Raw genomic sequence first — 26218 nt, 5'->3', positions numbered from 1 at the left:
CGATCAAGTGAAGGGAGGATATCGGGAAAATCTCAGCCATGGCGCGGAAAAAACGCGAGGGGGAGTGATCGCCAATGGACAATGGCAAGGCTGGGGAAAAGGGGAGCGAAGATGTCATAATTTGTAACAAAGATTGCTAAAGATTTATTCCAGTCCCCTGGTTTAGTTGCCATGAGTGAGCGTCCCCCCGAAAAGACCTTAGCGGAGTTGGCCTCCCCGAACCATGAATGCCGGGCTTGCGGCTATGTTTACATCCCCAGCCAAGGGGATCAGAAAACCAACATTTCCCCTGGCACTCCCTTTGAGGCGCTACCCCTTAATTGGAAATGTCCGGTCTGTGGAGCGCCTCGCAATTATTTCATGAGTACGGGGGAAACCGATGCTCCTTCTGGTTTTGCGGAAAATCTCAACTATGGTTTTGGTTTTAACCGCATGAGCAGTGGCAAAAAAAACCTTTTAATTTTTGGTAGCCTTTTCGTCATTTTCCTCTTTTTTCTTAGTCTTTACGGCATGGGTTAAGGTTTTATTCTCTCTCCTTGGCCCAATCAATCTGATCACTGCTGCCCCCCTCAACTACTTCTGTTAACGATGGCTTTTAAATTACCCAGTTTTAAATTTGAGCGACTGAAGCAACTTTTCCTAGTGGCGGCGATCGCCGTTTTTTGTGTTAGCTGTAGCCATGTGCCGGACTTAGGTTTTAATCCCTGGCAGGAAATTGTTTTAGAGACGGATTCCACCTTTGCGGATATTGCTTTTACTGAAGACCCGAACCATGGCTGGCTCGTTGGTACAAAGGAAACCATTTTTGAAACAACCGATGGGGGAGATACTTGGGAACAAAAGCTGATCGATCTGGGAGAGGAAAAAGCCAGTTTCACCGCAGTGAGTTTTTCTGGGGATGAAGGTTGGATTACCGGTAAGCCGTCAATTCTGCTCCACACCACCGATGGTGGCCAAACCTGGGCCCGCATTCCCCTAAGTGAAAAACTTCCCGGTGCCCCCTACAGCATCATTGCTCTGGGGCCCCAGACAGCGGAAATGATTACGGATTTGGGCGCAATTTATAAAACCACCAACGGGGGCAAAAACTGGAAAGCTTTGGTGGAAGGAGCCGTAGGGGTAGCCCGTACCATCCAACGATCGCCGGATGGCCGTTATGTGGCGGTATCCGCCCGGGGTAATTTCTATTCCACTTGGGCCCCAGGGCAAACGGAATGGACTCCCCATAACCGTAATTCCTCTCGACGTTTGCAAACCATGGGCTATGGCCAGGACGGTCAACTATGGTTGCTGGCCCGGGGGGGACAACTCCAGTTCAGCACCGACCCCGATGCAGAGGAATGGAGTGATGTAATTGCGCCCCAGGACAAGGGTAGTTGGGGGTTACTAGACCTATCTTTCCGTACCCCAGAAGAGTTATGGGTAGCGGGGGCCAGCGGGAATCTATTGATGAGCCAAGATGGGGGCCAAACCTGGGCCAAGGACACGGCGGTGGAGAATATTCCCGCTAATCTTTATCGGGTGGTATTCCTCAGTCCGGAGAAAGGATTTGTGTTGGGGCAAGACGGGGTTCTGCTCAAATACAGCCCCAGCACTGAAATGGCTATGGTTTCCTAGGATGGGTCTAATAAGTAATCGCTTCCCGTTTAACCAAACCCATCGGCCATGAGGCTATGGTTGGAGCACTGTGACGAATCTTGGTAAACTAGACTCTGACTGTTTTACATTTATCAACGTTGTTTTGAAAAATTGAAGGAGAACACAAAATGTCAGGGTCTACCGGTGAGCGTCCGTTTTCCGATATTGTCACTAGCATCCGTTATTGGGTGATCCACAGCATTACCATTCCGATGTTGTTCATCGCTGGGTGGTTGTTTGTCAGCACAGGCTTGGCCTACGATGCCTTTGGCACCCCCCGTCCCGATGAATATTTCACCCAGACCCGTCAAGAGCTGCCTATTCTCCAGGAACGCTACGACATTAATCAGGAAATTCAAGAATTTAATCAATAAACATTTAATTGTTCTTTTTTAGTTGGTAATTAACAATGGCAACCCAAAATCCTAATCAACCGGTCACTTATCCTATTTTTACGGTCCGCTGGCTGGCGGTTCACACCCTGGCTGTGCCTTCTGTCTTTTTTGTCGGGGCGATCGCCGCGATGCAATTCATTCAACGCTAGGAGTTTTCCATGGAAAGAAATTCAAATCCCAACCGCCAACCGGTGGAGTTAAATCGTACTTCTTTGTACCTGGGTCTGTTATTGGTGGCCGTATTGGGGATTCTGTTCTCCAGCTATTTCTTTAACTAAGTTTTTTAACTGATAATTTTAAGTCGTAATTTAGGAGGCATGGTATGTTTGCAGAAGGCAGAATCCCTTTGTGGGTGGTAGGCGTAGTGGCTGGTATTGGTGCCATTGGCGTGCTGGGTTTATTTTTCTACGGAGCCTACGCCGGTTTAGGTTCTTCCATGTAATTGAGGACTAGCCATCACGGAATATCATGGTTTTTTGGTGGGCTTGGCCCACTTTTTTTATGGCAATTTTCTTTGGCAACGATTAAATTAAATGGCAATGCAACCCCAAACTTTGGTGATTAAAATTGGTACTTCTAGCTTGGCCCGGCCTGAATCTGGTCAGTTAGCCCTGTCCACCATTGCGGCGTTGGTGGAAACTTTGTGCCAGTTAATTAACCGAGGCCATCGGGTGGTGTTGGTTTCCTCTGGAGCTGTGGGGGTAGGTTGTAGTCGTTTGGGTCTAACAGAAAGGCCGAAAAAAATGGCCTTTAAGCAGGCGATCGCCGCGGTGGGTCAGGGGCGATTAATGCGGACCTACGACGACCTATTTAGTAGTTTGCAACAACCCATTGCCCAAATTTTGCTGACCAGACGGGAATTGATTGAACGTACTGCCTACGTCAACGCCTACAACACGTTCCAAGCCTTGTTTGAATTAGGGGTAATTGCCATCGTTAATGAAAACGACACGGTGGCGATCGATGAATTGAAGTTTGGTGACAATGACACCCTTTCTGCTTTGGTAGCTAGCCTGGTGGAAGCGGATTGGTTGTTTTTACTCACTGATGTAGACCGCCTTTATTCCAACGATCCCCGCTTAGACCCCGATGCCTATCCCATTGCCCTGGTCAGAGCGACGGAGTTGGCCCAATTGCAGGTCCGCACCGATAGTACTGGTTCAGCTTGGGGCACCGGTGGCATGGCCACTAAAATCACCGCTGCTCGCATTGCCACTGGTTCAGGGGTCCGCACTGTTATCACCCATGGGCAAAAACCCCAACAGATTTTAGCCATTCTTGAAGGGGCCGATTTAGGCACCCAATTTGAACCCCAACCCCGCTCCGATAATGCCCGCAAACGCTGGATTGCCTATGGCTTGGTGCCCACCGGGAAAATTTTCATTGATGCTGGGGCAGTGCAAGCTCTTAAAGCTAGGGGCAAATCATTATTGGCGATCGGTGTTGTTGCTTTGGAGGGGGAATTCAGTGCCACCGATGCTGTTGTAATCTGTGATCCCCAAGGCCAAGAATTAGGGCGGGGATTAGTTAACTACAACTCCAACGAGCTAGAGAAGATTAAAGGGCTCCACTCCGAGGCGATCGCCGAAGTTTTGAGTTATATGGGGCCAGATACGGTCATCCATCGGGACAATTTGGTCTTGCAGGAAACTTAGCTTAATCACCCATAAAATCCTCATTCAGGATCTGCTCAGCGGAAAAAGGACAAACCAAGGGATACTCTTTCTCATTGGGCATTCCGACCCCAAGCCGAGCCAATTTTCCCTGCTTATAGCTAGTTTTCGAGCATCTTTATAGGATTTTTCCATTGCTTCCGGTAAGAAACTTTTAAGGGAAGGTGTGTCAGCTAAATTATTTAAAACCCGCTGATGATATTCTAATACTGAATTATACCAGCTCCCCTTCATAGATTCTGGCGCATTGGACTGAACCTGTAACTTGAGTAAATGGGCTAACAAAATCATTAAATTACTTTTCAGTGTATTTTTTTCTGATTTACCCAAGTCCACCAATTCCTCAATCAAATGCTCAATATCCAATGATTCAAACTCACGTTTTTTCAGTGAGTCAATAGTTTTCTCAATCCATTTTTGCAAGTCCTGTTCATATAATTTATTGGCCATGAGAATTACCCCTTTTAATTAAAGCCAAAATTGGCGATCGCCTCCACTGACTATACCTCTGGCTCTGGAGGAATTTGAGATTTCAATTCTTCGATTAAAGACGGTATTTCCCGCTGAAGAACATCCCAGACAATGTTGAGGTTAACATCATCATATTCATGCACTAACCGATTTCGCATTCCGTTGATTTCTTGCCAAGAGACCTTCGGTAAGGCCTTCCGAGTAGGGTCTGAAACTCGTCTTGCCGCTTCAGCAATAACCAATAGTCGCCGAATGACTGAATCTTGAAGCTGAACGTTTGCAACAAACTCATCTTTTGAGCATTGAGCGGTGTAAGTCAGGATTAGCTCTGCGGACTGGAGCATATCAAGCAGGAATTGAAGATCCCGTTGCATAAATCACCTGGGCTGAGGAAAGAATTTCGTGACGGCGTAAGTAGTTGCGACTAGCTTCAATGCCCTGTCGAGTAATCAGGTCAATATCTCGATCAAAAATGGTTTTAAGTTCTGCTTCCATCTGGTCTAAGGTACGGAAAGTGGGATGGGCATCTGGATCAAATTGCACCATCACATCAATGTCACTGTCTAGGCGGAAGTCATCACGCAGGACAGACCCAAATAAAGCCAGTTCTATTACTTGCCATTTGTGACAAAACTCAGCAATTTTTTTCATTGGTAATTTGATCGCCTTAATCGTCATGTGAGTTTTAATCCTAGGGCTTGTAATTCCTCTTTTTTTGTATATTTGCTAGACAGCAATTAGTTTTTCACGGCTGATGTTTTGCAAGATACTAATTTGTCCTAGGCGTTGAAACTCCTTACTACTTCTGTCTGCAAGATGTAGCACCCAAGGTAGGCGACAGGACCGAAAACCACTAGCAGGGTGCAGTTGAGTGAGTTGATAAGTTTGCAAAGCGAGCAAATCCAAAGAGGTGTTACCATATTCATGAACTACTCGTAAGGGTTTTGCGCTACCGATTTGGGCTGTAACTGGCTGACTTGTTACTATCGTGAATGACCTTTCTTTTCGGGCAAAAATAACAGTACCAACTCTGGCATCACGATATGCGACTTCTCCATTGTCTTGGATGATTTCCTGCCCCATTCTAGCTGTCCCACTTTTACGAACTCCAACAACATCCACTGCTATATTGCTCTTGACAAGCTCCTCTATAGTTTGTTGAAATTCGCCTTCTTGAACTAATCCGTCTCGCATTAGAAGTAATTTCTTGGGATAACGCTTACAACTTTGGTGAAATTTAAGAACTAGCTTAGATACTGTTTGCCAAATCGCTTTTCCAGAAAAGCTTTCTCCTCTTTGAATATCAGGTAACTCCCAGCCCAAGCTTTGCCCATCTGCAAGAACTGCAAAAGCAGAAGTGCCATAATAGAGTTCTCGATTTGTTCCAGTATCAAAACCAATAATTAAATCGGCGGTTTCATCGTACTGCAAAGGCGCCAGGCGCACAGGTTGCCACCCAGCTTTACATAAAAGTCCCAATACAACATTCAATGCTTTGTATGGATCAGCTTTTGGCTTAGGGACAATAAATTGAGTGGCTATTCCTGCCTGTAGTGCCTGTACTCGGATTTTTTGTTTACGTTCATTTGGCGACCAGTCCATGACCACTAAAACTGTTTTTATTCCCTCATCAGACCATTTTTGCCAAAACATTTGTTGCTCTAATTCACTGTCAGGGAAATCTTGTTGTGCGCGATAAGAATTTATTTTTATCTTTGTATGGCTATTTTTTTCTATGTCTAATAAGCATTTACTAACCTCTTCGGGATATTGATGCTTTTCATTGAAAAGATTAAGACAGCCAAATTTTGTTTCTCCTATTTTAGCGCATCCTTTATATCTGACCTTTGCAACTATATCTACTTCCTGACCGTTGAGTGCTAGCAATTTTGCTTTTGGCATAACGTATCCATCAACCCTTAGAGGCTCAGTTTCTCTAGGAATACCATAAACCTGACTTATAATATATTTCGCCGTCGCTTTAGATTCCTTCAAGCGATCATCTAATTTTTTTCTAATCAAACCAAAAACATCTTTGATTTCTTTACTATCCTTTCCCTGCTCAGAAATATTTGCTAACATTTCCATCGTTAAACTTGGCGACAATCTTTTAGATAAATGCGCCACGCTTTTACTATTCCATCTATCTGCTCGTCTGACATACACAACAATAGAACTTATTTCTTCTTCACTAGCTCCGTTATTGCGGTGGTAATCTGCCAGGCTAATACCTAATCCTTCTACTATGGTTTCTTGCGGTGATTGTTCAGAAACTTCTTCATACTGCCAACTGATGTAATTATTATTTTGGTCTTTGTATGTATTCCTGACATAGTTGATGGGAATATCAGGGTAATTCTCTAGCCATTGATGAAGTGTCCATGGGGTATAAAATCGATGGTGTATGTCAATCTCTAGGTACAGATTCTTATCTGAATCAATAACAACATCTATCTTTCTACCCCTATGTACTTCCCATCCGTTCCCAAACTTTTCTACACCATGTTGATCTCTTATCCACCAAATCAATCCGCCTTCAGTTGCTTTTTCAATAGCAGTCTTATTAAAATATTTTAATTGTTTCTCTAGTATTTTGCGTTCAAAGATTTCGATAGCTTTTCTTTGAAGATTATCCTCACAGCTTAGTTCTCTATCGCTCATTTTTACTAATTTCCAACTACTACCCTTCATTTTTTCACAACTGACTTCTTCCTTCGTAATAATACGACTACCTAATCTAACGGCAGTAACACCTACCTTGTAACAAATACTGGAAATAGCTCGTTGTTCATCTCCTTGTTGAGGAGGTTGAGAAAATTTACACTGATACTCATGAAAGCATAAATCTTCCTTGTCTAAATTTTTCACAAAAAAGTGATTTAAAACAACAGAAGTCTTCTCGATCCTTGCCAATAAATTCATACTGATAGTTTAAAGATTTTATGGAACTAGAGCTTGCAAAACATTTCCGTAAGAATAGCTAAGGACTATGCAAAAACTTTTCGTATGATGCTCTTTAGGACAGAAGTATAGCAAAAATTTTGGTATATCAATAACAATTTTTGTTACAAACTCAGGGCAGTCTTCTGAGTCTCATCCTGAAAAAAATCATATTTCTTGTTCATGTTTGTCGAGCACCAACCCCTGACGATGGATGTGCCCTAATTGCATACTAACTCCACTTACCTGCTCAAACAAATAGGCCAAATTGCGGGGTTGTAGCTGGGTGCCATCATTACGGCAGGTTCCAGTGTAATCCACAGTGATGCCCTCTGGTGTCATTGCCAGGAGAGACAAATCAAGCAACTGCTCCCGTAAATTGAGGGTAACTTTTTTGCCCCGTTTAGTCGTCTTTTCCCACAATATTTCCTGCCGAGCGAGAATTTCTGCCGTCCAAGCTTGCCATTGGGTCAATGCCACCGATTCTTCGGTTATTAACTGCACTTGATAACGGGCTTGGGCCAATAATTGCGTCACCGCTGGAGATTTGGGATCCACTTCTTCCACCCGATAAAGAGGTAAATCTGGCGGCAAAACGGTGGTTAATCGTTGCTGAAACTCTTCAGGATCAAGCATTTCTGTCAGATCAAAATCGACAATTTCTCCGCTACTACTGGAACCCAAAGGTAAAGCATTGGCAATGGAAATTCTGGGGCCGGGATGGAATCCCCCAGTGAAGGCAATAGGTAAACCTGTACGACGCATGGCCCGATCAAATAGGCGTACCAAATCCAGGTGACTAACTAACGCCATGGAATTTTGCTTGCCAAACCAAACCCGGAGCCGTTGCACTCGGTCAGTGTTGGGTTTAAAGTCTCCATCAAAAACGGGAATAGGGGGTACGGGAGCAATGATGTTATGGCCAAAATCCACCCCACAAACGCCGCAATGGGAACAACCATCGAAGGAACAGTCGGGGACGGTGGCCGCTTCTAGGGCTTTAAACAAATCGTTTTTGAGCCAGGTTTTATCAATGCCTGTATCGAGGTGATCCCAGGGTAGGGGGGCATCATAGACGTTTTCGTCCGGAGTATCCCCATGGAAAATGTTCCATTCTCCGTCTTCCACCAGGCGATATTTCCAGGTTAAATCCGCTTCTTCGATCGCCTGGGCCCAGGCTCCATAGGCTTTGTCTAAACTTTCCCACCAGGCATCCATGCCCGCCCCCAATTCCCAGGCCCGACGTACCACTTGACTCAAACGGCGATCGCCTCGACCGACGAAATCCTCCATGGCGGAAATGCGGACATCAGTGTAGTTAACTTTGACCCCCCGCATGCCTTTGAAAGCTTGTTTTAATAAATCCTGCTTACGGCGAAACTCACTGGTGGAAACGGAATGCCATTGGAAAGGGGTATGGGGTTTGGGGGTGAAGTTGGAAATAGTCAGATTAAAATCCAAAGCTCGACGTTTCGGCAAACGACATTCCTGGCGCAACCATTGCACTGTTTCCACAATGCCCAGGACATCGACATCGGTTTCCCCCGGCAGGCCAATCATGAAATAGAGTTTGATTTTGTCCCAACCCTGTTCCACGGCCGTTTTAATCCCCCGCAGTAATTCTTCGTTGGTTAAACCTTTGTTAATCACGTCCCGCAACCTTTGGGTGCCTGCTTCCGGTGCAAAGGTCAAACTACCTTGACGAGTTCCCCCCAAAATATTGGCAATGTTTTCATCAAACCGATCCACCCGTTGGCTGGGCAAAGTGAGGGCAATATTTTCATTTTTGAGACGATTTCTGATTTCCAGTCCCACCGCCGGTAAAGCTAAATAATCGGAACAACTGAGGGAAAGCAAAGAAAATTCGTTATAGCCCGTTTGCCGAATACCGGTTTCAATGGCATCGATCACCGCTTCCGGTTCCACATCCCTGGCGGGCCGAGTTAACATCCCCGGTTGGCAAAAACGACAGCCCCTGGTGCAACCCCGACGAATTTCCACCGTGAGGCGATCGTGGACAGTTTCAATTAAGGGTACTAAACCAATGGAGTAGGCCGGAATGGGAGTGGCTACCCGCCGCAGAATTTTACTTGGTACATCATCTCGATTTGGATGGACGGAACCATCATCGGCCATATCGTAAAAGCGGGGCACATAAACCCCTGGCACTTGTGCCAAATCCAGTAATAAATCTTCTTTGGTTAATCCTTTTAGTTTGCCTTCTTCTAGCACCAAGCCAATTTCTGGCAATAATTCTTCCCCGTCTCCTAGGGCAATAAAATCAAAAAAGTCGGCGTAGGGTTCCGGGTTGGAAGTCGCAGTTTGTCCCCCGGCAAAAATTAGCGGATAATCCCCATTTTTTCTTGCTTGCCAAGTGAGAGGAATCTGGGCCAATTGCAACATTTCCAAAATATTAGTGGCCCCTAGTTCATAGCTCAAACTAAAGCCTAAAATGTCAAATTCTGGCAGGTAACGACGGGATTCTAGGGCAAATAAAGGAGTATTAGTTTCCTTTAGCTTGGCGGCTAAATCAGCGGCGGGGAGATAGGTACGATCACACAATTGCCGGGGTTGAGCGTTGATGATGTTGTAGAGCAAAATATGCCCCAGGTTAGAAGCCCCCAGTTCGTAAACTTCGGGATAGGTCAACACCCAACGCACTGTGGCCCTGTCCCAGTTCTTATGCACAGCCCCCAATTCGTTGCCTAGATACCGGGCAGGTTTATGGATCTCGGCATTAATCAAGGTTTCGACGGGCACTGACATGGTTTTTACTTTGGCATGGGTCAGTTACCCATTATCGCACGGAGCTTTGAGGGAATAGTCCGTTGGACAGCCGAAGACCCATAGTTAACTAATCATTCAGATCCTTGTTCTAAAAACTAGGATAACCAGATGATAGATAGATTGAATAAGATAACTATGTTCAAACTACAAGATTTTATATGTAACTTCAAGGAGTCTGACGTTGGAGAATAAACTACATCCTAAGCAGGCATTAAATAAAGTATTTATCTTGGATAAACTCCCGAAAAATACACAGCCATTAAAATCAAGTAAATTTTTAAAATGAGGAAGAAAAACATGAAAGCACTTAAAACAATGGCAACTATTAATGATCAAGGACAAATCACTCTAGACAGTCCGCTACTGAATAATAAAAAATAGTCGAGTAGAAATTATCGTACTAATCCCAGGGCCAACATAAGATTTTACTAAGCAAGAAACAATATCAGACTTTCGCCAGGGGTGGCATGGAGCAATGACAGGTCAAACAATACTACTATCTCAATTTGGGGAAGGGCTAGAAAATGACTCAACCGATTGAAATTAAAAATTTTTAATATTATTTGGAGATTTTTTGAAAAAATAAGACTTGACAAAAAAAGTTCGGAACCAGGGCAATTTGGTATTATTGGTCACAGTGCAACACCACCGTCAGACCAGCAATTAGGCATTGAAACCATGGGCGCATCTTTTCGAGCAGAACCATTTCTCTGGATCCATTTAGCAGGCATCGCAGTGGTGCCCCTGGCCCTATTGGTGATGATGCTGGGCTTAGGCGTGGGAACGCCTTTTTCGGCCTATGGTGTGGAACTGATTTTGTTAATTGTATTGGGCTGGTTGCCGGTGATGGTGATGCAATGGTTTAAGCCCTTTGAAATTTTTGGTTTGTTGATCATTGCTCTACGCCCGGATAGTTTGGGGGAAGACCAACTGCGAATTCTTAGTTTATTCAAACGAGGACAGCAACGGTGGATTACTTTGTTGGGGGGAATGATTAGCTTAGGTTTGCTCTGGCTGGTGTATTATTTTGCCCCGATCGCCTATCCTTGGGTGACGGATTTACCCCAGATTCGTTTGGCAGGTTTATTGCTGGGGGCGATCGCCTATCTGATGGTTAACCTATTTTTGCAGGTGCCCCTGAGTGTGTTGGGGGTGTTATCCACAAGCCAGTCCAAGTTTACTGAGACGATTCCCCTAGATCCGAATCAGATCAAACAACAGTTCACCATTCCCGGCGTTAAATTACGGCAAATTCCCCTGGTGCCAAGGATTAGCTCTTAATGCCAAAGGATTTCCGCTCTCTGCTGGGGTAGAATCGGTAACGGGCAATTTTTCCTAGGTGGGGCCGATGTTGGTCTCGACCATGGCCAAGGGAAGACCGATTGTCCCCTGTTGATCAACCTGACCAGCGCTAATCAGTATTTGATCCATTCCCATCACCAAGGCCTTTGCTAGGGCAGAATTTACGAGACCCATATTTTTCCATGACTATTTCTTTGGAAGCTGATTTAAAATCCCTGCAACAATCTGCCCAGGAGGCGATCAATCGTTGTGATGACCTGGATGAGTTGGATAAATTACGGGTGCAATATCTGGGCAAAAAAGGGGAACTGTCCCTGATTCTCAAGGGCATGGGCAAACTTTCGGCGGAGGAAAGACCTAAATTTGGGGCGATCGCCAATGAAGTGAAAGAAGCGCTCCAGCATGATTTGGAATCCCGCAAAACTAACCTACAAAATGCGGCGATCGAGGCCCAACTCGCGGCGGAAACCTTAGATGTGACCATGGCGGGCAGTTACCGTCCCCAGGGCCGTCGCCATCCCCTCAATAGCACCGTTGACCGGGTATTGGATATTTTTGTGGGCTTGGGCTACACCGTCGCCACGGGGCCCCAGGTGGAAACGGATTATTACAACTTTGAAGCATTAAATATCCCCGCTGACCACCCCGCCCGGGATATGCAGGACACCTTCTTTTTAAAAGATGGCCGCCTGCTCCGCACCCACACTTCTCCGGTGCAAATTCGCTATATGGAGAAGCACGATCCCCCCATCCGCATTGTCGCCCCCGGTCGAGTTTATCGTCGGGATACGGTGGATGCGACCCACTCTGCGGTATTCCATCAAGTGGAACTGCTGGCGATCGATAAAGGTTTATCTTTCACCCATTTGAAAGGAACCATCCAGGCGTTTATCAAACAAATGTTCGGAGAAGCTTTACCGATCCGTTTCCGGGCTAGCTATTTTCCTTTTACCGAACCGTCGGCGGAAGTGGACGTGCAATGGCAAGGGAAATGGTTGGAGGTGATGGGCTGTGGCATGGTGGACCCCAACGTAATGGAAGCAGTGGGCTATGATCCAGAAATTTACACCGGCTTTGCGGCGGGCTTTGGGGTAGAAAGATTTGCCATGGTGTTACACCAAATTGACGATATTCGTCGGCTCTATAACAGTGATTTACGCTTTCTGCGCCAGTTTTAAATCTGCTCAACTCTTAACGCTGGGGAGTATTTAGGGATGGGGGGGTTGATCCCGGCCCAAATTCCACACAAGAATTAGTATCTTTGAGCACCATTCTGAGTAGTAGGGCCTGGATCACCAACAGGCCACAGACGGCGGCTAGTAACAAATACCAGTACTGCCAAGCTAACTTCCGTAACGTTTGGGCCACTGCGTCAGCAATGATTCTTTCCAAATGATCGCTGGTCAACTCTTTATGGACGATTTTTTCTAGCTGGCCATAGAATTTATCGCTGGTTTGGCGTACCGTTTCACTAACTTGATGGTTAATGGCCGCTTCTACTTTTTGCAAAGGATTTTCCATGGTTTCAGACGATTAAGGCCGCCAGCCTAAGTTAACGAAACTAGAGAAATGAATCAAGGTTACGGGGCCAGGAGAATGGTTCAATGGTCGGCCACGGGGAAGATGGGGGCCTGTTGACCGGATTAGTGCGCCAGGCGATCGCCGTCCAATAATTATCGTTCACAGTCTGATCTGCCTGATTCCCAAATAAACGCTGACTGGATAATTGCCACTGCTTCGTTTCGTAGTTACTTGGTAAGCATTGATATTGATCTAAATTTTTGCTCGGTATAACTTGGTGCAGACCGCCGCTGATGCCCTGCCCCGTGGCTTTTAAAAATGCCTCCTTGGCCGTCCAAAGCTGGTAAAAAAGTTTAGTTCTTTCCCCCGGTGGCAAATTTTCCAATTGCTGGGTTTCCTGCAGGGAAAAAAATCGTCTAGCTAATTTTAAGCCATGGGCTTTAGGGACCATGATTTGCAAATCAACCCCAATTTCCCCCTCTGTACTTAAACCAATCAAGCCATAATTACCACTGTGGGCGAGGTTAAACCATGGCGATCGCCGTTCTCTGTTCACTAACTCCGGCTTACCTTGGGGGCCATAGGTGAACTGTAATTGCTGGGGCAGACATTCAAGCTGACTAGCCAAAATAATCCTTAACGCCAGCCGCATGGTTAAAAACCGCTGTTTATCTTGGGGTTGTCGGTAGCGTTCACTGCGGGCTATTTCTTCCGGGCTTAATAGAATTTGATAACCGGAAAGCAAGAGGCGATCGGTGGGACAAAACCAAATTTGGGGCTGGGGGAACACAGATCAGTTTAAACAGTGTTTTGAACAATAAAAGAGTTTCGCTATTCTGCCACCTGCCCAAGTCCAGATAGAATGGGGAGCCGATCGCCAGTAACCTAAAGAAAGGAAAGGCAACGGGAGGAAAATTGTGACAGTTAAAATTGGTTTACTCGGTCTAGGTACCGTCGGCACCGGCACAGTGGAAATTTTGCAGGAGCCCCAGGGCCGTAGTCCCCTGCTCCAAGCCATTGAAGTTAAAGCAGTGGGGGTGCGTTCCTTAGATAAACCCCGCCAGGTTAATTTACCGCCGGAGGTATTGACCACAGACCTAGAAGCCATTGTCACCGATCCCGACATTGCCATTGTGGTGGAATTGATGGGGGGACTGGAACCCGCTCGATCATTGATCCTCCAGGCGATCGCCCACAAAAAACACATTGTCACCGCCAACAAAGCCGTCATTGCCCGCTATGGGGCGGAAATTTATGAAGCGGCCAATCAGCATGGTGTCTACGTTCTCCTAGAAGCGGCGGTGGGGGGGGGCATTCCCATCATTAAACCCCTAAAGCAATCCCTGGGGGGTAACCGCATTCAAAGCATTGTGGGCATTCTCAATGGCACCACCAACTACATTCTTTCCCGCATGACCAGCGAGGGGGCGGATTTCGACGAAGTGTTAGCAGCCGCTCAAAAGTTGGGCTATGCCGAAGCGGACCCCAGTGCCGACGTAGATGGGTTAGATGCGGCGGACAAAATTGCTATCCTTGCTTCCCTTGGTTTTGGCGGCAGGGTTAAGCGGGAAGATGTGGCCTGTGAAGGCATTAGATCCGTCAGTGCAGTGGACATTGCCTACGCCGATAAATTGGGCTTTGTGATTAAACTTTTGGCCATTGCTAACGGTAATGCCGGCGAAAACTCGGAAGCGTTGCAACTGCGGGTCCATCCCACTTTGATTGCCAAGGATCATCCCCTAGCCAGCGTCAATGGGGTCTACAACGGCGTATTGGTAACCGGAGATCCGTTGGGGCAAGTGATGTTCTACGGCCGGGGAGCGGGAGCCGGCCCCACCGCCAGTGCCGTCGTGTCCGATGTGATTAACATTGTCGGCATCATTACCAGCAGTGACGAAAATCCTGCCCTTGATCCCCTGCTCAGTTGCACCCACCAACATTACTGCCAGGTGTCCCCCATTGAAGACCTCGTCACCCGTTTTTATTGTCGCTTCCTCTGTGCCGATGTACCGGGGGTGATTGGCCATCTCGGTATGGGATTTGGCAACCATGGGGTTAGCTTGGAATCCCTAGTGCAAATTGGCTTTACCGACGGCTGTGCGGAAATTGTGGTGGTCACCCACGATGTGCGGGAGGGGAACTATCGGGCCGCCCTGGGGGAAATTAGCCAACTACAGGCGGTGAAGGAAATTCCCAGTGTCATCCGGGTGTTGTCCTAGGAGTGTATTTAAAACGTACTCCTATCCCAAATTTGGGGAAATGTAATCAAAATTCTCCAGTATGGCCAGAGTTTTAGTGGGTCAGTTTGTCAGGCGAACACAAACTCTGTCAACATCAACAGGCTTTTAAGCTGAGCAAAATTTATTTATTTCTGGGGAGTGTCTTGAGATGGTTAATTTAAAACGAATTTTTATCACCGGGATCAGTGGTTGCATTGGCCACTACTTAGCCGATGAATTAATCCAAGGCACAGACCACGAACTGTTCCTGCTGGTGAGAAATCCAGACAAGTTGCAATTTGACCCCCAGTTGCGGAGCAATATCCATTTAATCCCCGGCGATATGGGCAATATTGAAGCCCACAAAGATCTGCTGCAAACCATAGACTGCGCCATTCTCATTGCCACCAGTTGGGGCGATCGCCAGGAGACCTACAACATCAACGTGGTCAAAACCCTAACTTTGATCAATTTGCTCAACCCGGAACGGTGCGAACAGGTAATTTACTTTTCCACCGCCAGCATCCTTGATCGCCAGGGGCAACCATTACCGGAAGCGGGTAGTTTGGGCACCGACTATATCCGTACTAAGTATCTCTGTCATCAGGCATTGGAATCCCACCATAGTTCCTTGCCGGAGGTATCACCTATCACTGAGGCCATGGCCAATAAAATCACCGTGGTTTACCCCACCCTGGTTTTTGGCGGCGAACCCGGTAAACCCTATTCCCACCTTTCTGGGGGATTGGGGGAAATTCTGCGCTGGTTACCTTTGATTCGTTGGTTCCGGGCCGATGGTAGTTTCCACTTTATCCACGGTAGAGATATAGCTCGGGTAGTGGCCTATTACGTTGACCATCCCCCTGGGGCCAGAATTGATGTGGTGTTAGGTAATGCTCCCCTCACCGCCACGGAGGGCATCCGCCAAGTTTGCCAATATCACCACCAGAAAATTTATTTTCAAATTCCACTGTCCCTCACCCTGGCTAATGTTTTTATCAAGCTGTTTCGCATTCAAATGGCGGAATGGGATAGGTTTTGCCTCGATTATCGCCATTTCACCTATCCCGACCCCGTTGCTCCAGCCCAACTAGGCCTACCAGCTCACTGCCAAACCATTGCCGAATTGATGGCCGTTAGTCCCAGATCCCATTGATCCATGAACTTTGATCCCCAAAGATCAGCGATAAACTTTGACCTTGCTACTAAATTCCTCCGATGTTACCAGCGGCCAAAGTTAAAATCAGGTCGTTATAATCCCGGTCTGATAGCCCAGAATTAACAGCAATATCTTCAATGCCAATGGTTAGCCGTCCACCAATACTGCCAAAGGTCTGAAACTGGGCCACTCTCCCTGGGTTGGCAGCAGAGTAGGAACTAAAAGCAGTATTAATATTGTCCTGGGGCAAAAGTAGAATACCGTAGTTGGCGGTGGCATCCAATCCTAAGGCAAAGCCCTGAGTACCCTGAAAAGCTGGCAATTGGGCCGCCGAGAACACTAAACTCTCATTTTGCGCCTGGGCAAAAGCAGCCGCTAAATAACCACTCTGTCCCGGTAAAAGTCCATTGACTGCCCCCGTTAAATCATCAGTGCGGTAGAAAGCCAGTCCATTTTCGTTGCCCGCCAGGCGACGGACGGTGAGAGGCGCCGATTGCCCGACAAAGTTAGTATTAGTCCCTGTATTAGGTAAGCTAAAACTAGCAGTTACCCCCCCGACAAAGGTGGCTGTGGCATTGTTTCCCTCCACTAACAAACTGGTCAATGCCAATTGATTACCATCACTATCCTGGGCAAAGGGCGTCCAGGTGCCGGTGTCGACAGATTGCACTGCCGTAGCGCCAAAAGCTTGCCCTTCGGAAGTAATCCAATTGTTGCTGGTGTCATCAGAATAAACTTTCTCAACGGTCAAAGCATTGGTACTACTAGCCTGGGCATCGTTGAGTAAGGTAAGGCTAATGATGCCATTGGTCAAACCAAACGTAAAAGTGCCTCCGGTACTGTCGGTGCGGGCCACGGTTAGATCGGTGGTTTCGGTTAAGGAAAAGCTATTGACTCCCACCGCTTGACTAGCTAAACCATTAATCCAGCCATTGGCAACTTGGGTTTCTCCTAGATTATTATTTATTCCCTGGTTGTCGTTAAATGTGTTATCTACCAAAGGACTATTGAGAAAGCTGTAGCCGTAGCCGTCATTCGTTAGGGATTCGTTGCCGACCAATGTATTGCCATTACTGCCGATCGCCGCAAACCCGGCGCCGCTGTTATTTTGCGCCAGATTACTAATCAATTGATTCCCTGTGCCCGTGGTGTTAAGGATGAAACCAGAGCCATTGTTATTTTTGGCGATCGCCTGGGGGTCATCAGAGACTCCGGAGGTAGGAAAACCACCGATGATATTGTTAAAAGCTTGGCCGGTAATTAACAATCCCCCCAAGCCATTACCGAGGGGAAGGTCAGTCTCAAATCCTCCTCCCAATTGGGAATTGATCACCGTATTGTTATGGGCCTGGTCGGCGATAACTAAACCGTAACCGCCATTGGCGGAAAATAAATTACGCGGGATAACTGAAGGAGTTTGATTCTCAAAACCACCAATAAAATTATTGTTAGCATTACCACTGATTACAACCCCATGGCCCCCATTGGGTAATGGACTATTACCGAAAGTGCTAGCCCCCACAACATTGGGATCGATGGTTACCCCGGTGGCGTTTCCTGTGAGATGAATGCCGTTGCCAATATTACCGGAAAATACATTAGTGCGGATGGTGTTGTTCCCACCGGTGGAAGTAACTAAAATTCCATCTTGACCGTTTGGTGCCGCAGTGCTGAAAGCAAATAAACCGCCAAAAGTATTGAAGGAAATAAAGCCAGTAACCTCATCTTTAACTTCCACCCCGTTGAGGGTATTACCTGCAATGACATTGCCCAAGGGAATCACTCCCCCCAAGGTGGTATTGGTAGAATTTCCCTCCACCACCAAGCCATTTAAGCCATTACTAACAATGGTGGCATTATTAGCACCAACCCCCAAAAAATTGGCATGAATAGTAATATTATCGGCATTGGTCACCCGCAGACCATTACCGCCATTGCCGCTGATTACGTTATAAAAAACGAAGGGATTTTGAACAAAAGTTGTTCCTAATAGTGAATTGTTATCGGCCTCGTTGATGGCAACCCCATCTCCCCCATTACCCAAAGCAGAATTACCGTTTGCAACAGTGCCAATGAAATTACCCGCTAGGGTGTTAGATTCCGATTGTTGGTCAATTAAAACGCCATTGCCCGTGTTGCCGGAAATTAAATTTCCCTGGGGGGGGACGACAAATACAACGGGGCTGCCATCCCCAAAGGGCCCTGCATTCACAGGGTTATTGCCGCCGGTTTCAAAACCACCAATGAGGTTATTACTGGAACCTTGGGTAACTAGAATTCCATTCAGGCCATTGCCTAGCTTGATCTGTCCTGTTACATCAGTCCCGATGTAGTTCATCGAGATCCGGTTGTTAGATGAACCTGCTAAGTGGATACCATTACCTAGGTTGCCGGAAATTACATTGGAAAGCTGAAACTGACCGCTAGCACTGCTGGTAGTACCGATTAGATGCTGGCCCGTTTGACTACCGAGAAAAATTCCATCTCCCCGATTTCCCCGGACAGTTTGGCCATCTAAATCTACGCCAATGTAGTTACCCTGAATGGTAATGTTATCAACTTCAACGGTAACGCCATTCGTACTACTGTTGACAATACTTAGACCGAGGAGCTGGGAGCCCGCCGACCCATTGCCGTTCAGACTAGTAAATTTAAGACCAGGATTGTTGTTGAAATTGATTGCTACCAAAGGAATACCGTTGAAGCCCGGGGCTGTGGTGCCGTCAATGGCCAACTCACCGATGATGTCTGGCAGAGCTGAAAGAAGATTAATGGAGCCGGTAACATTGAAACTAATTACGTCAGCGCCAGGGTTGAGGTTGGCATCTAAAATTGCCTGTCGTAGGGAACCGGCACCGGAGTCATTGAGATTTGCAACGGTAAAGTTTGCCATAGTCTGGTACCAAAGCTTTTGCTTAACTGTACACGGTTTTCCTTTTCGGCCCAAAGTCAATTCGGCGATCGCCGGAGCGCAAACTGGACTAAGATTAAGTTCCGCCGTGGTAAACGAAGCCCAAGAACCGGTCGAGGCGGAAATTACCGGAATTTAAACATTTTAGCTACTACCACATTTAGCGTTTTGCCCCTACAATAAGACTCCCCGCACACTAGATATGGAGTCTTGCCCCGGCAAGACCGATGGCAGAATGAATCACTTGCAAGAATGGCGGCAAAGTTGTGTAGATGACCAACTGACCCGTCTTAATGTCACTCCCCTGCTGGGGGATGCCCCCGCCCAACATTTGCTTTATGCCGATGCGATCCAGCGTCGTAATGATGGCCGGGTTAGTGATGGCTTGCTGAAACGTTATGCCCACATAGCTGCGGGGGGCTGGTGGTGTTCCGGCATTGATTTACTGTCCGGAGAAAAAGATTTATGGGGTTGTTTTAAACCCGATCGCCCGAGGCAGGATGGGGAAAGCAGTAAGACCATTAAATATGAGCATCCTCCGAAAACCCCTACGGGAATTTTTGCCCTGCGGGTGCCCCTACATCTCTGGGAAAGGATTGCTGCCAAAGCTGGGGTAGTGCTTACAGAGGAGGATCAAGATCCAGACCAACCGGATTTAGGTTTTTGGCAATGGTTGATGGGCCATCCGGAAATTCCCCTGGTAATTACAGAAGGGGCAAAAAAAGCTGGGGCTCTACTCACGGCCGGTTACGGGGCGATCGCCTTACCAGGAATCCACAATGGTTACCGCACCCCCAGGGATGATCAAGGGCAACGCATCGGTAAATGTCAATTAATTCCGGCCCTGGGCAAATTAGCCACTCCCCAGAGACAGATTTTGATTGCCTTTGACCAAGACAGCAAGGCTAAAACCATTCAGCAGGTGAATCTGGCCATTCAACGGTTGGGCTATTTGTTTAGCCGCCAGGGGTGTGAAGTCAAAGTCCTGCAATGGGATCACCGCCTGGGCAAAGGAATTGACGACGTAATTGCCCACCAAGGTAGTGATTACTTGCAACAGTTGGTTAGTAAAGCCCTGCCGCTGGAAATCTGGAAAGCCCACCGGCTCAATCGGCTGACCCATAACCGGGGCACAGAAGTCAATGCCCGCTATTTGCCTACTTTAACTATTCCCGCCGAAGAAAAATTAATTGCCCTACGATCACCAAAGGGCACGGGCAAAACTGAATTTCTGGCCCGCATTGTCCGCCAGGCCCAGGCAGAACACAGACCGGTACTGGTAATTGGCCACCGCATCCGTTTAGTGCAGGAACTCTGTCACCGTTTTCAGTTGCCCTACCTAGGGGATTTCCCCCTTTCTCCCCTAGCTCGCCAAAGGGGTTTTGGTCTCTGTATTGACTCCCTCCATGGCCATTCCCAAGCCCAGTTTGACCCGGAACAGTGGCAGGATTGCCTAATTATCATTGATGAAGTGGAGCAGGTGCTCTGGCATGGGCTTAATTCCGACACCTGCCGTCGTCAGCGGGTGGCCATTCTCCGTAACCTTAAGCAACTATTGCAACATAGCCTAGGGGGAGAAGGGCAAATTTATGTGGCCGATGCGGATTTAACCGATGTTTCCCTGGATTACCTCATTAGCCTGAGCGGCATTCCGATCCAACCCTACGTGATCCGTAACCATTGGCAACCGGGGGAACGGGAAGCTTGGCCCATTTATCACTTTGGGGAAAATGATCCCAAGCAATTGGTCAAACAACTATTGCACCATATCCGGGAAGGGGGTAAACCTTTTGTTTGCTTATCCGCCCAAAAACTCACCAGTGCCTGGGGCACCCGCAACCTGGAAGCTTATCTGAAAAAGCAGTTTCCCGATCGCCGCATTTTACGTATTGATGCGGAATCGCTGTCAGATCCCAATCATCCAGCCCATGGCAGCTTGACTAATCTCAACTCGGTGTTGGCCAACTATGACATTGTGCTCAGCAGTCCCGCAGTGGAAACAGGGATCAGCATTGATCTACAAAATCATTTCACCTCCGTGTGGGGCATTGCCCAGGGCATCCAAACCGCCACTTCCGTTTGCCAATCCCTTGGCCGCATTCGCCAGAACATTCCCCGTTACCTCTGGGCCGCTAGCTATGGCTTTAACCAAGTGGGCAACGGAGCCACCACCATCAGCAAATTCCTCACCGCCGGCCATCGCTTAACGGAGGTCAACATCCGGTTGTTGCAACAATCGGACCTGGATAATTTGGACGATTTAGACACCGGTTTCCAGGCGGAATCTTTGCTCTGCTGGGCCAAAATGGCGGTGCGGATTAACTTGGCCATGGTCAATTACCGAGAATCCATTCTTGGACTTCTGCACCAGGAAGGGCATCGGTTATTGGGGCCGCCCCCGGCTTTACCGTCCTTGCATGTTCTCCCTAGCGATCCAGACCACCCCCTTAGTACGGTGGCCCCTCAGCCTTTGCAACAGGCCATTGAAGCAGTGCGGGCCCAAAACTACCTGGCCGACTGCCAGGCGATCGCCACTGCTAAACCTTTAACAGAGCCGGAATATCAACAGTTAAAGAAAAGATTGGTGAAAAATGGCCAAGAAAGACACAGTTTGCGACGCTATGAACTGGCCCAACGCTATGGTATCCCCGTGACGGCGGATCTGGTACAAAAAGATGACCAAAATTGGTACCAAAAACTGCGCTGGCATTATTTTCTCACTCTAGGCCGACCATTCCTTGGCGATCGGGATGCCAAAATTGCCCGTTTACTATTGGATCAAGGGCAAGGCAGTCTCTTTCTCCCAGACTTTAACGGTTCCCAGTTAGGGGCCATTATCGGCACCTATGACATTATCGGCATTCCCATCCTGCTGGGCCATCCCCAACGGGAGTTATGCGCCCTAGATGAAGATTTAATCGCCTTGGGCCAATTGGCCTTGGCTAACCGGGATGATATTAAAACAGTGGTGGGCATTGGTTTAGCGAAAAATGCTAGCCCCATCACCATTGTCCGTCGCTTCCTAGAAAAGCTGGGCTTTGGCATCCAATTGACCCGCACGAAAACTATAGAGAAAAAACGGGTGCGGATTTATCAAATCACCTGTCCCCAGGATGGCCGAGAAAAGGTCTTCCAAGCTTGGCTCCAAGGCGATCGCCAATGTCCCGGTAGTTCAGAACAATGGATGGCTGATTACTGGCAAAAATTGCAGGGTTTCCCCAGAAAAACAGAGCCGAATCAACCCTTTGTGCAACTTAGCCTGGAGTTTGGCTAGTGCCAATGGATCCAGATTGATTGAGGGCTGAATCGGGTCAAAATATTAGCTCCTCCCCAAGTCCAATCGGGCAAATCAAGCTCTTTCTGTGGCAGGCTGGGGGCGACTGGTGAGAATATCCAACAATAGTTGCATTTGGTAGAGGTTAAGGTAGGTGGGAAAATCCAAATGGCCCTTGAGGAGCATTTCCCGGTAAATTTCCTGGCATTGCCGTAGATGTTCCATCATCCAAGGTGTATTATGACCCTGCCATTGTTGTACTTCGGTTAAACCGCCAATAATTTTGTTTAAATCCCTGTCCTGTTGGCGGTTAATTTCCATACGACATTGCTCGATAAAAACTTCGTTCATACCCTCAATTTGCTGATATAAATCCGGTGCTAGATTACCTTCAATCAGCATCAAACGATAGCTCTGTTTCAAGCTTTCAATTTCCTTCAGCGCCTCCTGGGGATTTTCTTCGGCTGCTTGCCGCAGATCGGCGATCGCCTGACGGTGCCCCACCAAGAACTTTTCCGTTTTCCGTTTACGCCAGCCCTGGAGCAAAAAACCAATGGTGGTGGTGCTGATGAGCATAATTGAAGCGGCCTGGAGGGGCTTATTTTCCTGGATATAACGCAGCCAAGCAATGCGGGGGTCCCCATCTCGATAGGTCCGCATCGCCGCGGGATGGATATACAGCAAACCTTCATAAAGATTTACCGAGCCGTTGTCCGCCGCTAACTTCGGGTAAAAAGAGGCAAATTGCCGTGAATTAGCAAAAATTGCCCAGGTCATCAGGGCCACCTTTTCTCGACTCACGTTGGGCCTGGTTAACAAAGCTCCTCCAGTGGAAATGGTGAGTATGTCCTCAGAAGGAAAAGGGGGAAAAGCCCGATAAGTTCCCTGGGGAATATAGGCTTTGCGGTAGGATTCGGGAAATTGCAAAGTCAGATAGTTAATAAAGCTTTCACTTAGGGGCACAAAGGTGACGTCCCCCACCAGAGCTAGTTTTTCCCGCACTTCATCGCTGGCTTTGAGGGGGCCAACATAGACTAAGCCATCCAGCCCGCTGTTGGGGTTTGTAAAAGCCTGGAGACTATGGCCTAGCCCTGAATCTGTAAATGGCCGAATTTGTAAGTTGGTGGAATCAAATAGACGGGTGGCGGTGAAGTTAATGCCACTGGCGGGGGGACCAATGTTAATTTTTTTGCCTTCTAAATCCGCTAGGGTTTTGATGTTGTCACTTTTACGGCCAACAATATGGGCATACTCTTCAGTCAAAATAGCCACCGCCGCTACATCCCCAGCCTTCATGGCTTCGCTGGCCACGTCCAATTGTACCAGAGCAAAATCAACTTTTTCTTCCAAAAGCCGTTGTAAATTCTGTTGGGAGCCCTGGGAGTCCTTTTCATCTTCCACCACTAGATCTATGGTGGCCGCCGATGCTTGAATTTGTTCCCCAATGCGAGCATAAGCACTGATATTACTGCCACTGGAAAGGGTAACAGTGGTGGGTCTGCGGGTGGTGCAACCAACAAAAACTAAGGGGGCAATGGCGATGAAGGCCACAATCCAATGGAGCCGATATTGACTGAATTGAGAAAATCGGAATTTATTGGCTGATGCCAGCAACGTTAAAAGATTCAAAATTAGATGGGATTGAAAACCTTTGGCTAATTTGGCGGCGGGATAGTTCCATTAACTGTCAGCAGGGAAAACTACCTTTTTCTTCGGGAAAGACTGGACTCACCCCATTATGGTAATGGTTGGCAATGGGTCGTCCATTGTTCCGGGGGCTAGGCTAATTTCCATGCCTTCCTTGGCGATCGCCGTGGCGAAAAATTGCTGTTTAGCGTGGTCCAGTATGGTGTCTAGCACCGAATCATCATGGCTGGGATCATGGTGGAATAGCACCAGTTGCCCTACTCCAGCGGCCTGGGCCACTTTCACCGCTTCCTGCCAAGTAGAATGGCCCCAACCCACCTTACTCACCTGGCGATCATAGTACTCTTCATCGGTGTAGGTGGCATCAACAATCAATACGTCTGCATTTTTGGCCAAGATCAGCACATTATCATCTAGGCGATCGGGGAAATGTTCTGTATCAGTGACAAAGGCCACCGTTATGCCCCGCCAATTAATGCGATAGCCCATGGCTTCCCCTGGGTGGTTTAGTGGCCTGGTTTGTAGGCTAATTTCTCCAATGGTGATGTCTTCCCCCACTTCCAAATCGTAAAAAGCGACAATGCCCTGCATAGTTTGCAAAGGCACAGGAAAATTGGGGTGTAACATTTGCTCATGCAATCGCTGTTCAATGGTCATGCCATTGGGGGTGGGCACCCCGTAAACCCTAAAAAAATTTCCTGCTCGGAAAGCCGGAGCAAAAAAGGGAAATCCTTGGATGTGGTCCCAATGGCTATGGGTGAAGAAAATATGGGCCGAAACCCGGTCTTGACCCTCCAAACTGTCTCCCAACATCTTAATGCCCGTACCCGCATCAAAAATGAGCCGCTCTTGCCCAATTATCATTTCCACACAGGTGGTATTGCCCCCATAGCGTACCGTTGCCGGCCCAGGACAGGGAATGCTACCCCGTACTCCCCAAAATTTGATTTTGAATGTCATTGGACTGTCAGTTCCTTTGGCTCCCTAGTAACGACGGCGGTAATTTCAACTAGACCAGAGGAATTGTACGCAAAAATCTTTTACTGGAATGTTCAGTGGTGTTCTTCTTGCATTTCCTTGGTGTTGTTCAGCTCGTTGACATGGCCTAACTGGTGCCGAACATCGTCAATCACTAAGTTGAGTTGGGCAATTTTGTCCTCCAGGCGACGGCGGGCTAACTCAATATTTTCTTCACTGTCCAGGTTGCCAATGCCTTCCATGTCTGATGTTTGCAAATTTGGACTTTGGGCGGCCGCTCGATTGGCTAGGACAGAACCTAAAATTCCCCCCACCACACCGCCAATGACTGTGCCTAACAAAAATCCTCCGGCAAAGTTATCCTTTTGGGCCATGATCTTACTCCTGTTTTTAATCTTTGGGGTGCAGTTGTTGATTGTTTCTTTGACTATTATCTAGTCCCACCAGTTTAACTGCCCCATTAGGTACCAAAGCAACGATCGCCTGCATCCCCCAAACCAGGGACAATGTAACCTCTGTCGTTTAGTTGTTCATCGATCATAGCGGTGTAGATGGTTAAACTCGGATGGGCATTACTCAATTTTTGGAGGGCGCTGGGGGCGGCCACCACGGAAACTAAGCGGATTAAGCTAGCATCAATGTCCCGGGCCATGAGTAAATCTAGGGCGGCCATGATGGTATTCCCTGTAGCTAACATGGGATCCAACAGGAGAAGGCGGGTGCCGGGGGCAAACTGGTCTGGTAGTTTGTTGAGGTAAAGACTGGGCTCCAAAGTGGTCTCATTCCGCACTAGCCCCAGATGGTAAATTTTGGCCAGGGGCAATAAACCCTGGGCTCCTTCCAACAGGGCCAATCCCGCCCTTAAAACGGGCACAATCACAAAGGGCGTTTGGGGGTCTATCAGACTGGCTTTGGCGATCGCCAGGGGAGTTTGCACCTCTGTATCCACCGTGGGTAGCCAATAGCGCCCCGCTTCGTAGGTCAACCAGCGCCCTAGTTCCGCCATGGCAGTTTTAAACAAAACCGGCGGCGTGCTTTCATCCCTAGCTACTCCCAACCAATGCTTGATCAAGGGATGCTCTGGCACATAAACACGCAATTGAGAGGCCATGGGAAAACTTGAGCTTGAAACTTACTGAAACTTAATTTTTACCGATGGGGAAACTGAGGGGTTAGCCAAAAACCGAGGGACTGAACCAACGTTGACAACAATTAGCTTCGGAACTCCACTTTAGCTCAGATCGGGTTACCTCAAAGCAAACTGGAACGGGGGCATTGGGAAGGGCAGGGTTTTCTGCCATAC

Annotated in this window: 26 protein-coding genes; 13 read left to right on the top strand and 13 right to left on the bottom strand. The window is 47.7% G+C overall.

Going from position 1 to position 26218, the window contains the following annotated elements:
- The first annotated feature begins 171 nt into the window (after positions 1–171).
- From D082_RS10740 to proB, 7 genes are all read left to right on the top strand, one after another.
- Complete coding sequence (locus D082_RS10740) at positions 172–519, top strand: rubredoxin (RefSeq protein WP_028947675.1); 348 nt, start codon at positions 172–174, stop codon at positions 517–519.
- A gap of 69 nt (positions 520–588) precedes the next feature.
- Positions 589–1617, top strand: a complete 1029-nt coding sequence (locus tag D082_RS10735) for a photosynthesis system II assembly factor Ycf48 (protein WP_028947676.1) — start codon at positions 589–591, stop codon at positions 1615–1617.
- Between the two features lie 149 nt (positions 1618–1766).
- A complete protein-coding gene (gene psbE, locus D082_RS10730) occupies positions 1767–2012 on the top strand; it encodes a cytochrome b559 subunit alpha (RefSeq protein WP_028947677.1) in 246 nt (81 codons plus the stop codon).
- 35 nt (positions 2013–2047) lie between these two features.
- Complete coding sequence (gene psbF, locus D082_RS10725; protein ID WP_010871722.1) at positions 2048–2182, top strand: cytochrome b559 subunit beta; 135 nt, start codon at positions 2048–2050, stop codon at positions 2180–2182.
- Positions 2183–2191: 9 nt separating this feature from the next.
- Positions 2192–2311, top strand: a complete 120-nt coding sequence (locus tag D082_RS10720; protein WP_028947678.1) for a photosystem II reaction center protein L — start codon at positions 2192–2194, stop codon at positions 2309–2311.
- Between the two features lie 44 nt (positions 2312–2355).
- A complete protein-coding gene (locus tag D082_RS10715; RefSeq protein ID WP_010871724.1) occupies positions 2356–2475 on the top strand; it encodes a photosystem II reaction center protein J in 120 nt (39 codons plus the stop codon).
- A gap of 91 nt (positions 2476–2566) precedes the next feature.
- Positions 2567–3688, top strand: a complete 1122-nt coding sequence (gene proB / locus D082_RS10710; RefSeq protein WP_028947679.1) for a glutamate 5-kinase — start codon at positions 2567–2569, stop codon at positions 3686–3688.
- A gap of 24 nt (positions 3689–3712) precedes the next feature.
- On the opposite strand, the gene D082_RS10705 is transcribed toward proB, so the two are convergent.
- From D082_RS10705 to D082_RS10685, 5 genes are all read right to left on the bottom strand, one after another.
- Positions 3713–4156 carry a DUF29 domain-containing protein gene (locus D082_RS10705; RefSeq protein ID WP_202963075.1) on the bottom strand — a complete coding sequence of 148 codons (444 nt, stop codon included), beginning with the start codon at positions 4154–4156 and terminating at the stop codon, positions 3713–3715.
- 50 nt (positions 4157–4206) lie between these two features.
- Positions 4207–4551: a DUF86 domain-containing protein gene (locus tag D082_RS10700; protein WP_028947680.1), complete on the bottom strand. Its 345-nt coding sequence runs from the start codon at positions 4549–4551 to the stop codon at positions 4207–4209.
- Complete coding sequence (locus D082_RS10695) at positions 4523–4855, bottom strand: nucleotidyltransferase family protein (protein ID WP_028947681.1); 333 nt, start codon at positions 4853–4855, stop codon at positions 4523–4525. Before D082_RS10695 ends, D082_RS10700 begins: the two co-directional genes overlap by 29 nt.
- Positions 4856–4903: 48 nt before the next feature.
- Positions 4904–7099: an argonaute PAZ domain-containing protein gene (locus D082_RS10690; protein WP_028947682.1), complete on the bottom strand. Its 2196-nt coding sequence runs from the start codon at positions 7097–7099 to the stop codon at positions 4904–4906.
- 186 nt (positions 7100–7285) lie between these two features.
- Entirely contained in the window at positions 7286–9883 is a 2598-nt protein-coding gene (locus D082_RS10685; protein ID WP_028947683.1) for a TIGR03960 family B12-binding radical SAM protein, read from the bottom strand.
- Positions 9884–10582: 699 nt separating this feature from the next.
- Here D082_RS10685 and D082_RS10675 point away from each other — a divergent pair.
- The gene (locus D082_RS10675; RefSeq protein ID WP_028947684.1) at positions 10583–11185 is read left to right on the top strand and encodes a low-complexity tail membrane protein; all 603 of its coding nucleotides are present in this window, start codon (positions 10583–10585) and stop codon (positions 11183–11185) included.
- A 54-nt stretch (positions 11186–11239) separates the two neighbouring features.
- On the opposite strand, the gene D082_RS18590 is transcribed toward D082_RS10675, so the two are convergent.
- Entirely contained in the window at positions 11240–11380 is a 141-nt protein-coding gene (locus D082_RS18590; RefSeq protein ID WP_158506510.1) for a hypothetical protein, read from the bottom strand.
- 8 nt (positions 11381–11388) lie between these two features.
- Here D082_RS18590 and pheS point away from each other — a divergent pair, with 8 nt between their 5' ends.
- Positions 11389–12384, top strand: coding sequence for a phenylalanine--tRNA ligase subunit alpha (gene pheS / locus D082_RS10670; protein ID WP_028947685.1), 996 nt, complete (start codon positions 11389–11391; stop codon positions 12382–12384).
- Positions 12385–12397: 13 nt separating this feature from the next.
- Here pheS and D082_RS10665 read toward each other — a convergent pair whose 3' ends face one another.
- Positions 12398–12727, bottom strand: coding sequence for a hypothetical protein (locus D082_RS10665; RefSeq protein WP_028947686.1), 330 nt, complete (start codon positions 12725–12727; stop codon positions 12398–12400).
- A 40-nt stretch (positions 12728–12767) separates the two neighbouring features.
- Positions 12768–13517: a 4'-phosphopantetheinyl transferase superfamily protein gene (locus tag D082_RS10660; protein WP_028947687.1), complete on the bottom strand. Its 750-nt coding sequence runs from the start codon at positions 13515–13517 to the stop codon at positions 12768–12770.
- A gap of 127 nt (positions 13518–13644) precedes the next feature.
- Between D082_RS10660 and D082_RS10655 the strand changes: the two genes are divergently transcribed.
- Both D082_RS10655 and D082_RS10650 read left to right on the top strand, forming a co-directional pair.
- Positions 13645–14946, top strand: coding sequence for a homoserine dehydrogenase (locus tag D082_RS10655; protein ID WP_028947688.1), 1302 nt, complete (start codon positions 13645–13647; stop codon positions 14944–14946).
- 169 nt (positions 14947–15115) lie between these two features.
- Positions 15116–16102: an NAD(P)-dependent oxidoreductase gene (locus D082_RS10650; protein ID WP_028947689.1), complete on the top strand. Its 987-nt coding sequence runs from the start codon at positions 15116–15118 to the stop codon at positions 16100–16102.
- Between the two features lie 49 nt (positions 16103–16151).
- Here D082_RS10650 and D082_RS10645 read toward each other — a convergent pair whose 3' ends face one another.
- Positions 16152–18998 (bottom strand): right-handed parallel beta-helix repeat-containing protein, encoded by a 2847-nt coding sequence (locus D082_RS10645; RefSeq protein ID WP_051738813.1) that lies wholly within the window; start codon positions 18996–18998, stop codon positions 16152–16154.
- On the opposite strand from D082_RS10645, the gene D082_RS18340 reads away from it, so the two are divergent.
- Together D082_RS18340 and D082_RS10640 are read left to right on the top strand one after the other, a co-directional pair.
- Positions 18970–19155, top strand: coding sequence for a hypothetical protein (locus D082_RS18340; RefSeq protein WP_144428738.1), 186 nt, complete (start codon positions 18970–18972; stop codon positions 19153–19155). The two genes, D082_RS10645 and D082_RS18340, sit on opposite strands and share 29 nt — an antisense overlap.
- 63 nt (positions 19156–19218) lie before the next feature.
- Positions 19219–22290, top strand: a complete 3072-nt coding sequence (locus D082_RS10640) for a plasmid replication protein, CyRepA1 family (RefSeq protein WP_081857643.1) — start codon at positions 19219–19221, stop codon at positions 22288–22290.
- A 75-nt stretch (positions 22291–22365) separates the two neighbouring features.
- Here D082_RS10640 and D082_RS10635 read toward each other — a convergent pair whose 3' ends face one another.
- From D082_RS10635 to upp, 4 genes are all read right to left on the bottom strand, one after another.
- Positions 22366–23919 (bottom strand): TAXI family TRAP transporter solute-binding subunit, encoded by a 1554-nt coding sequence (locus D082_RS10635; RefSeq protein WP_238546701.1) that lies wholly within the window; start codon positions 23917–23919, stop codon positions 22366–22368.
- Between the two features lie 99 nt (positions 23920–24018).
- Complete coding sequence (locus D082_RS10630) at positions 24019–24897, bottom strand: MBL fold metallo-hydrolase (RefSeq protein WP_028947692.1); 879 nt, start codon at positions 24895–24897, stop codon at positions 24019–24021.
- 92 nt (positions 24898–24989) lie between these two features.
- On the bottom strand, positions 24990–25289 hold the full coding sequence (locus D082_RS10625) for a hypothetical protein (RefSeq protein ID WP_028947693.1): 300 nt from the start codon (positions 25287–25289) through the stop codon (positions 24990–24992).
- 86 nt (positions 25290–25375) lie between these two features.
- Positions 25376–26026 (bottom strand): uracil phosphoribosyltransferase, encoded by a 651-nt coding sequence (upp, locus tag D082_RS10620; RefSeq protein WP_028947694.1) that lies wholly within the window; start codon positions 26024–26026, stop codon positions 25376–25378.
- Positions 26027–26218 lie beyond the last annotated feature (192 nt).

This window comes from Synechocystis sp. PCC 6714 (genome assembly GCF_000478825.2).
Lineage (GTDB): Bacteria > Cyanobacteriota > Cyanobacteriia > Cyanobacteriales > Microcystaceae > Synechocystis.
This window is presented reverse-complemented; position numbering and strand designations above follow the sequence as displayed.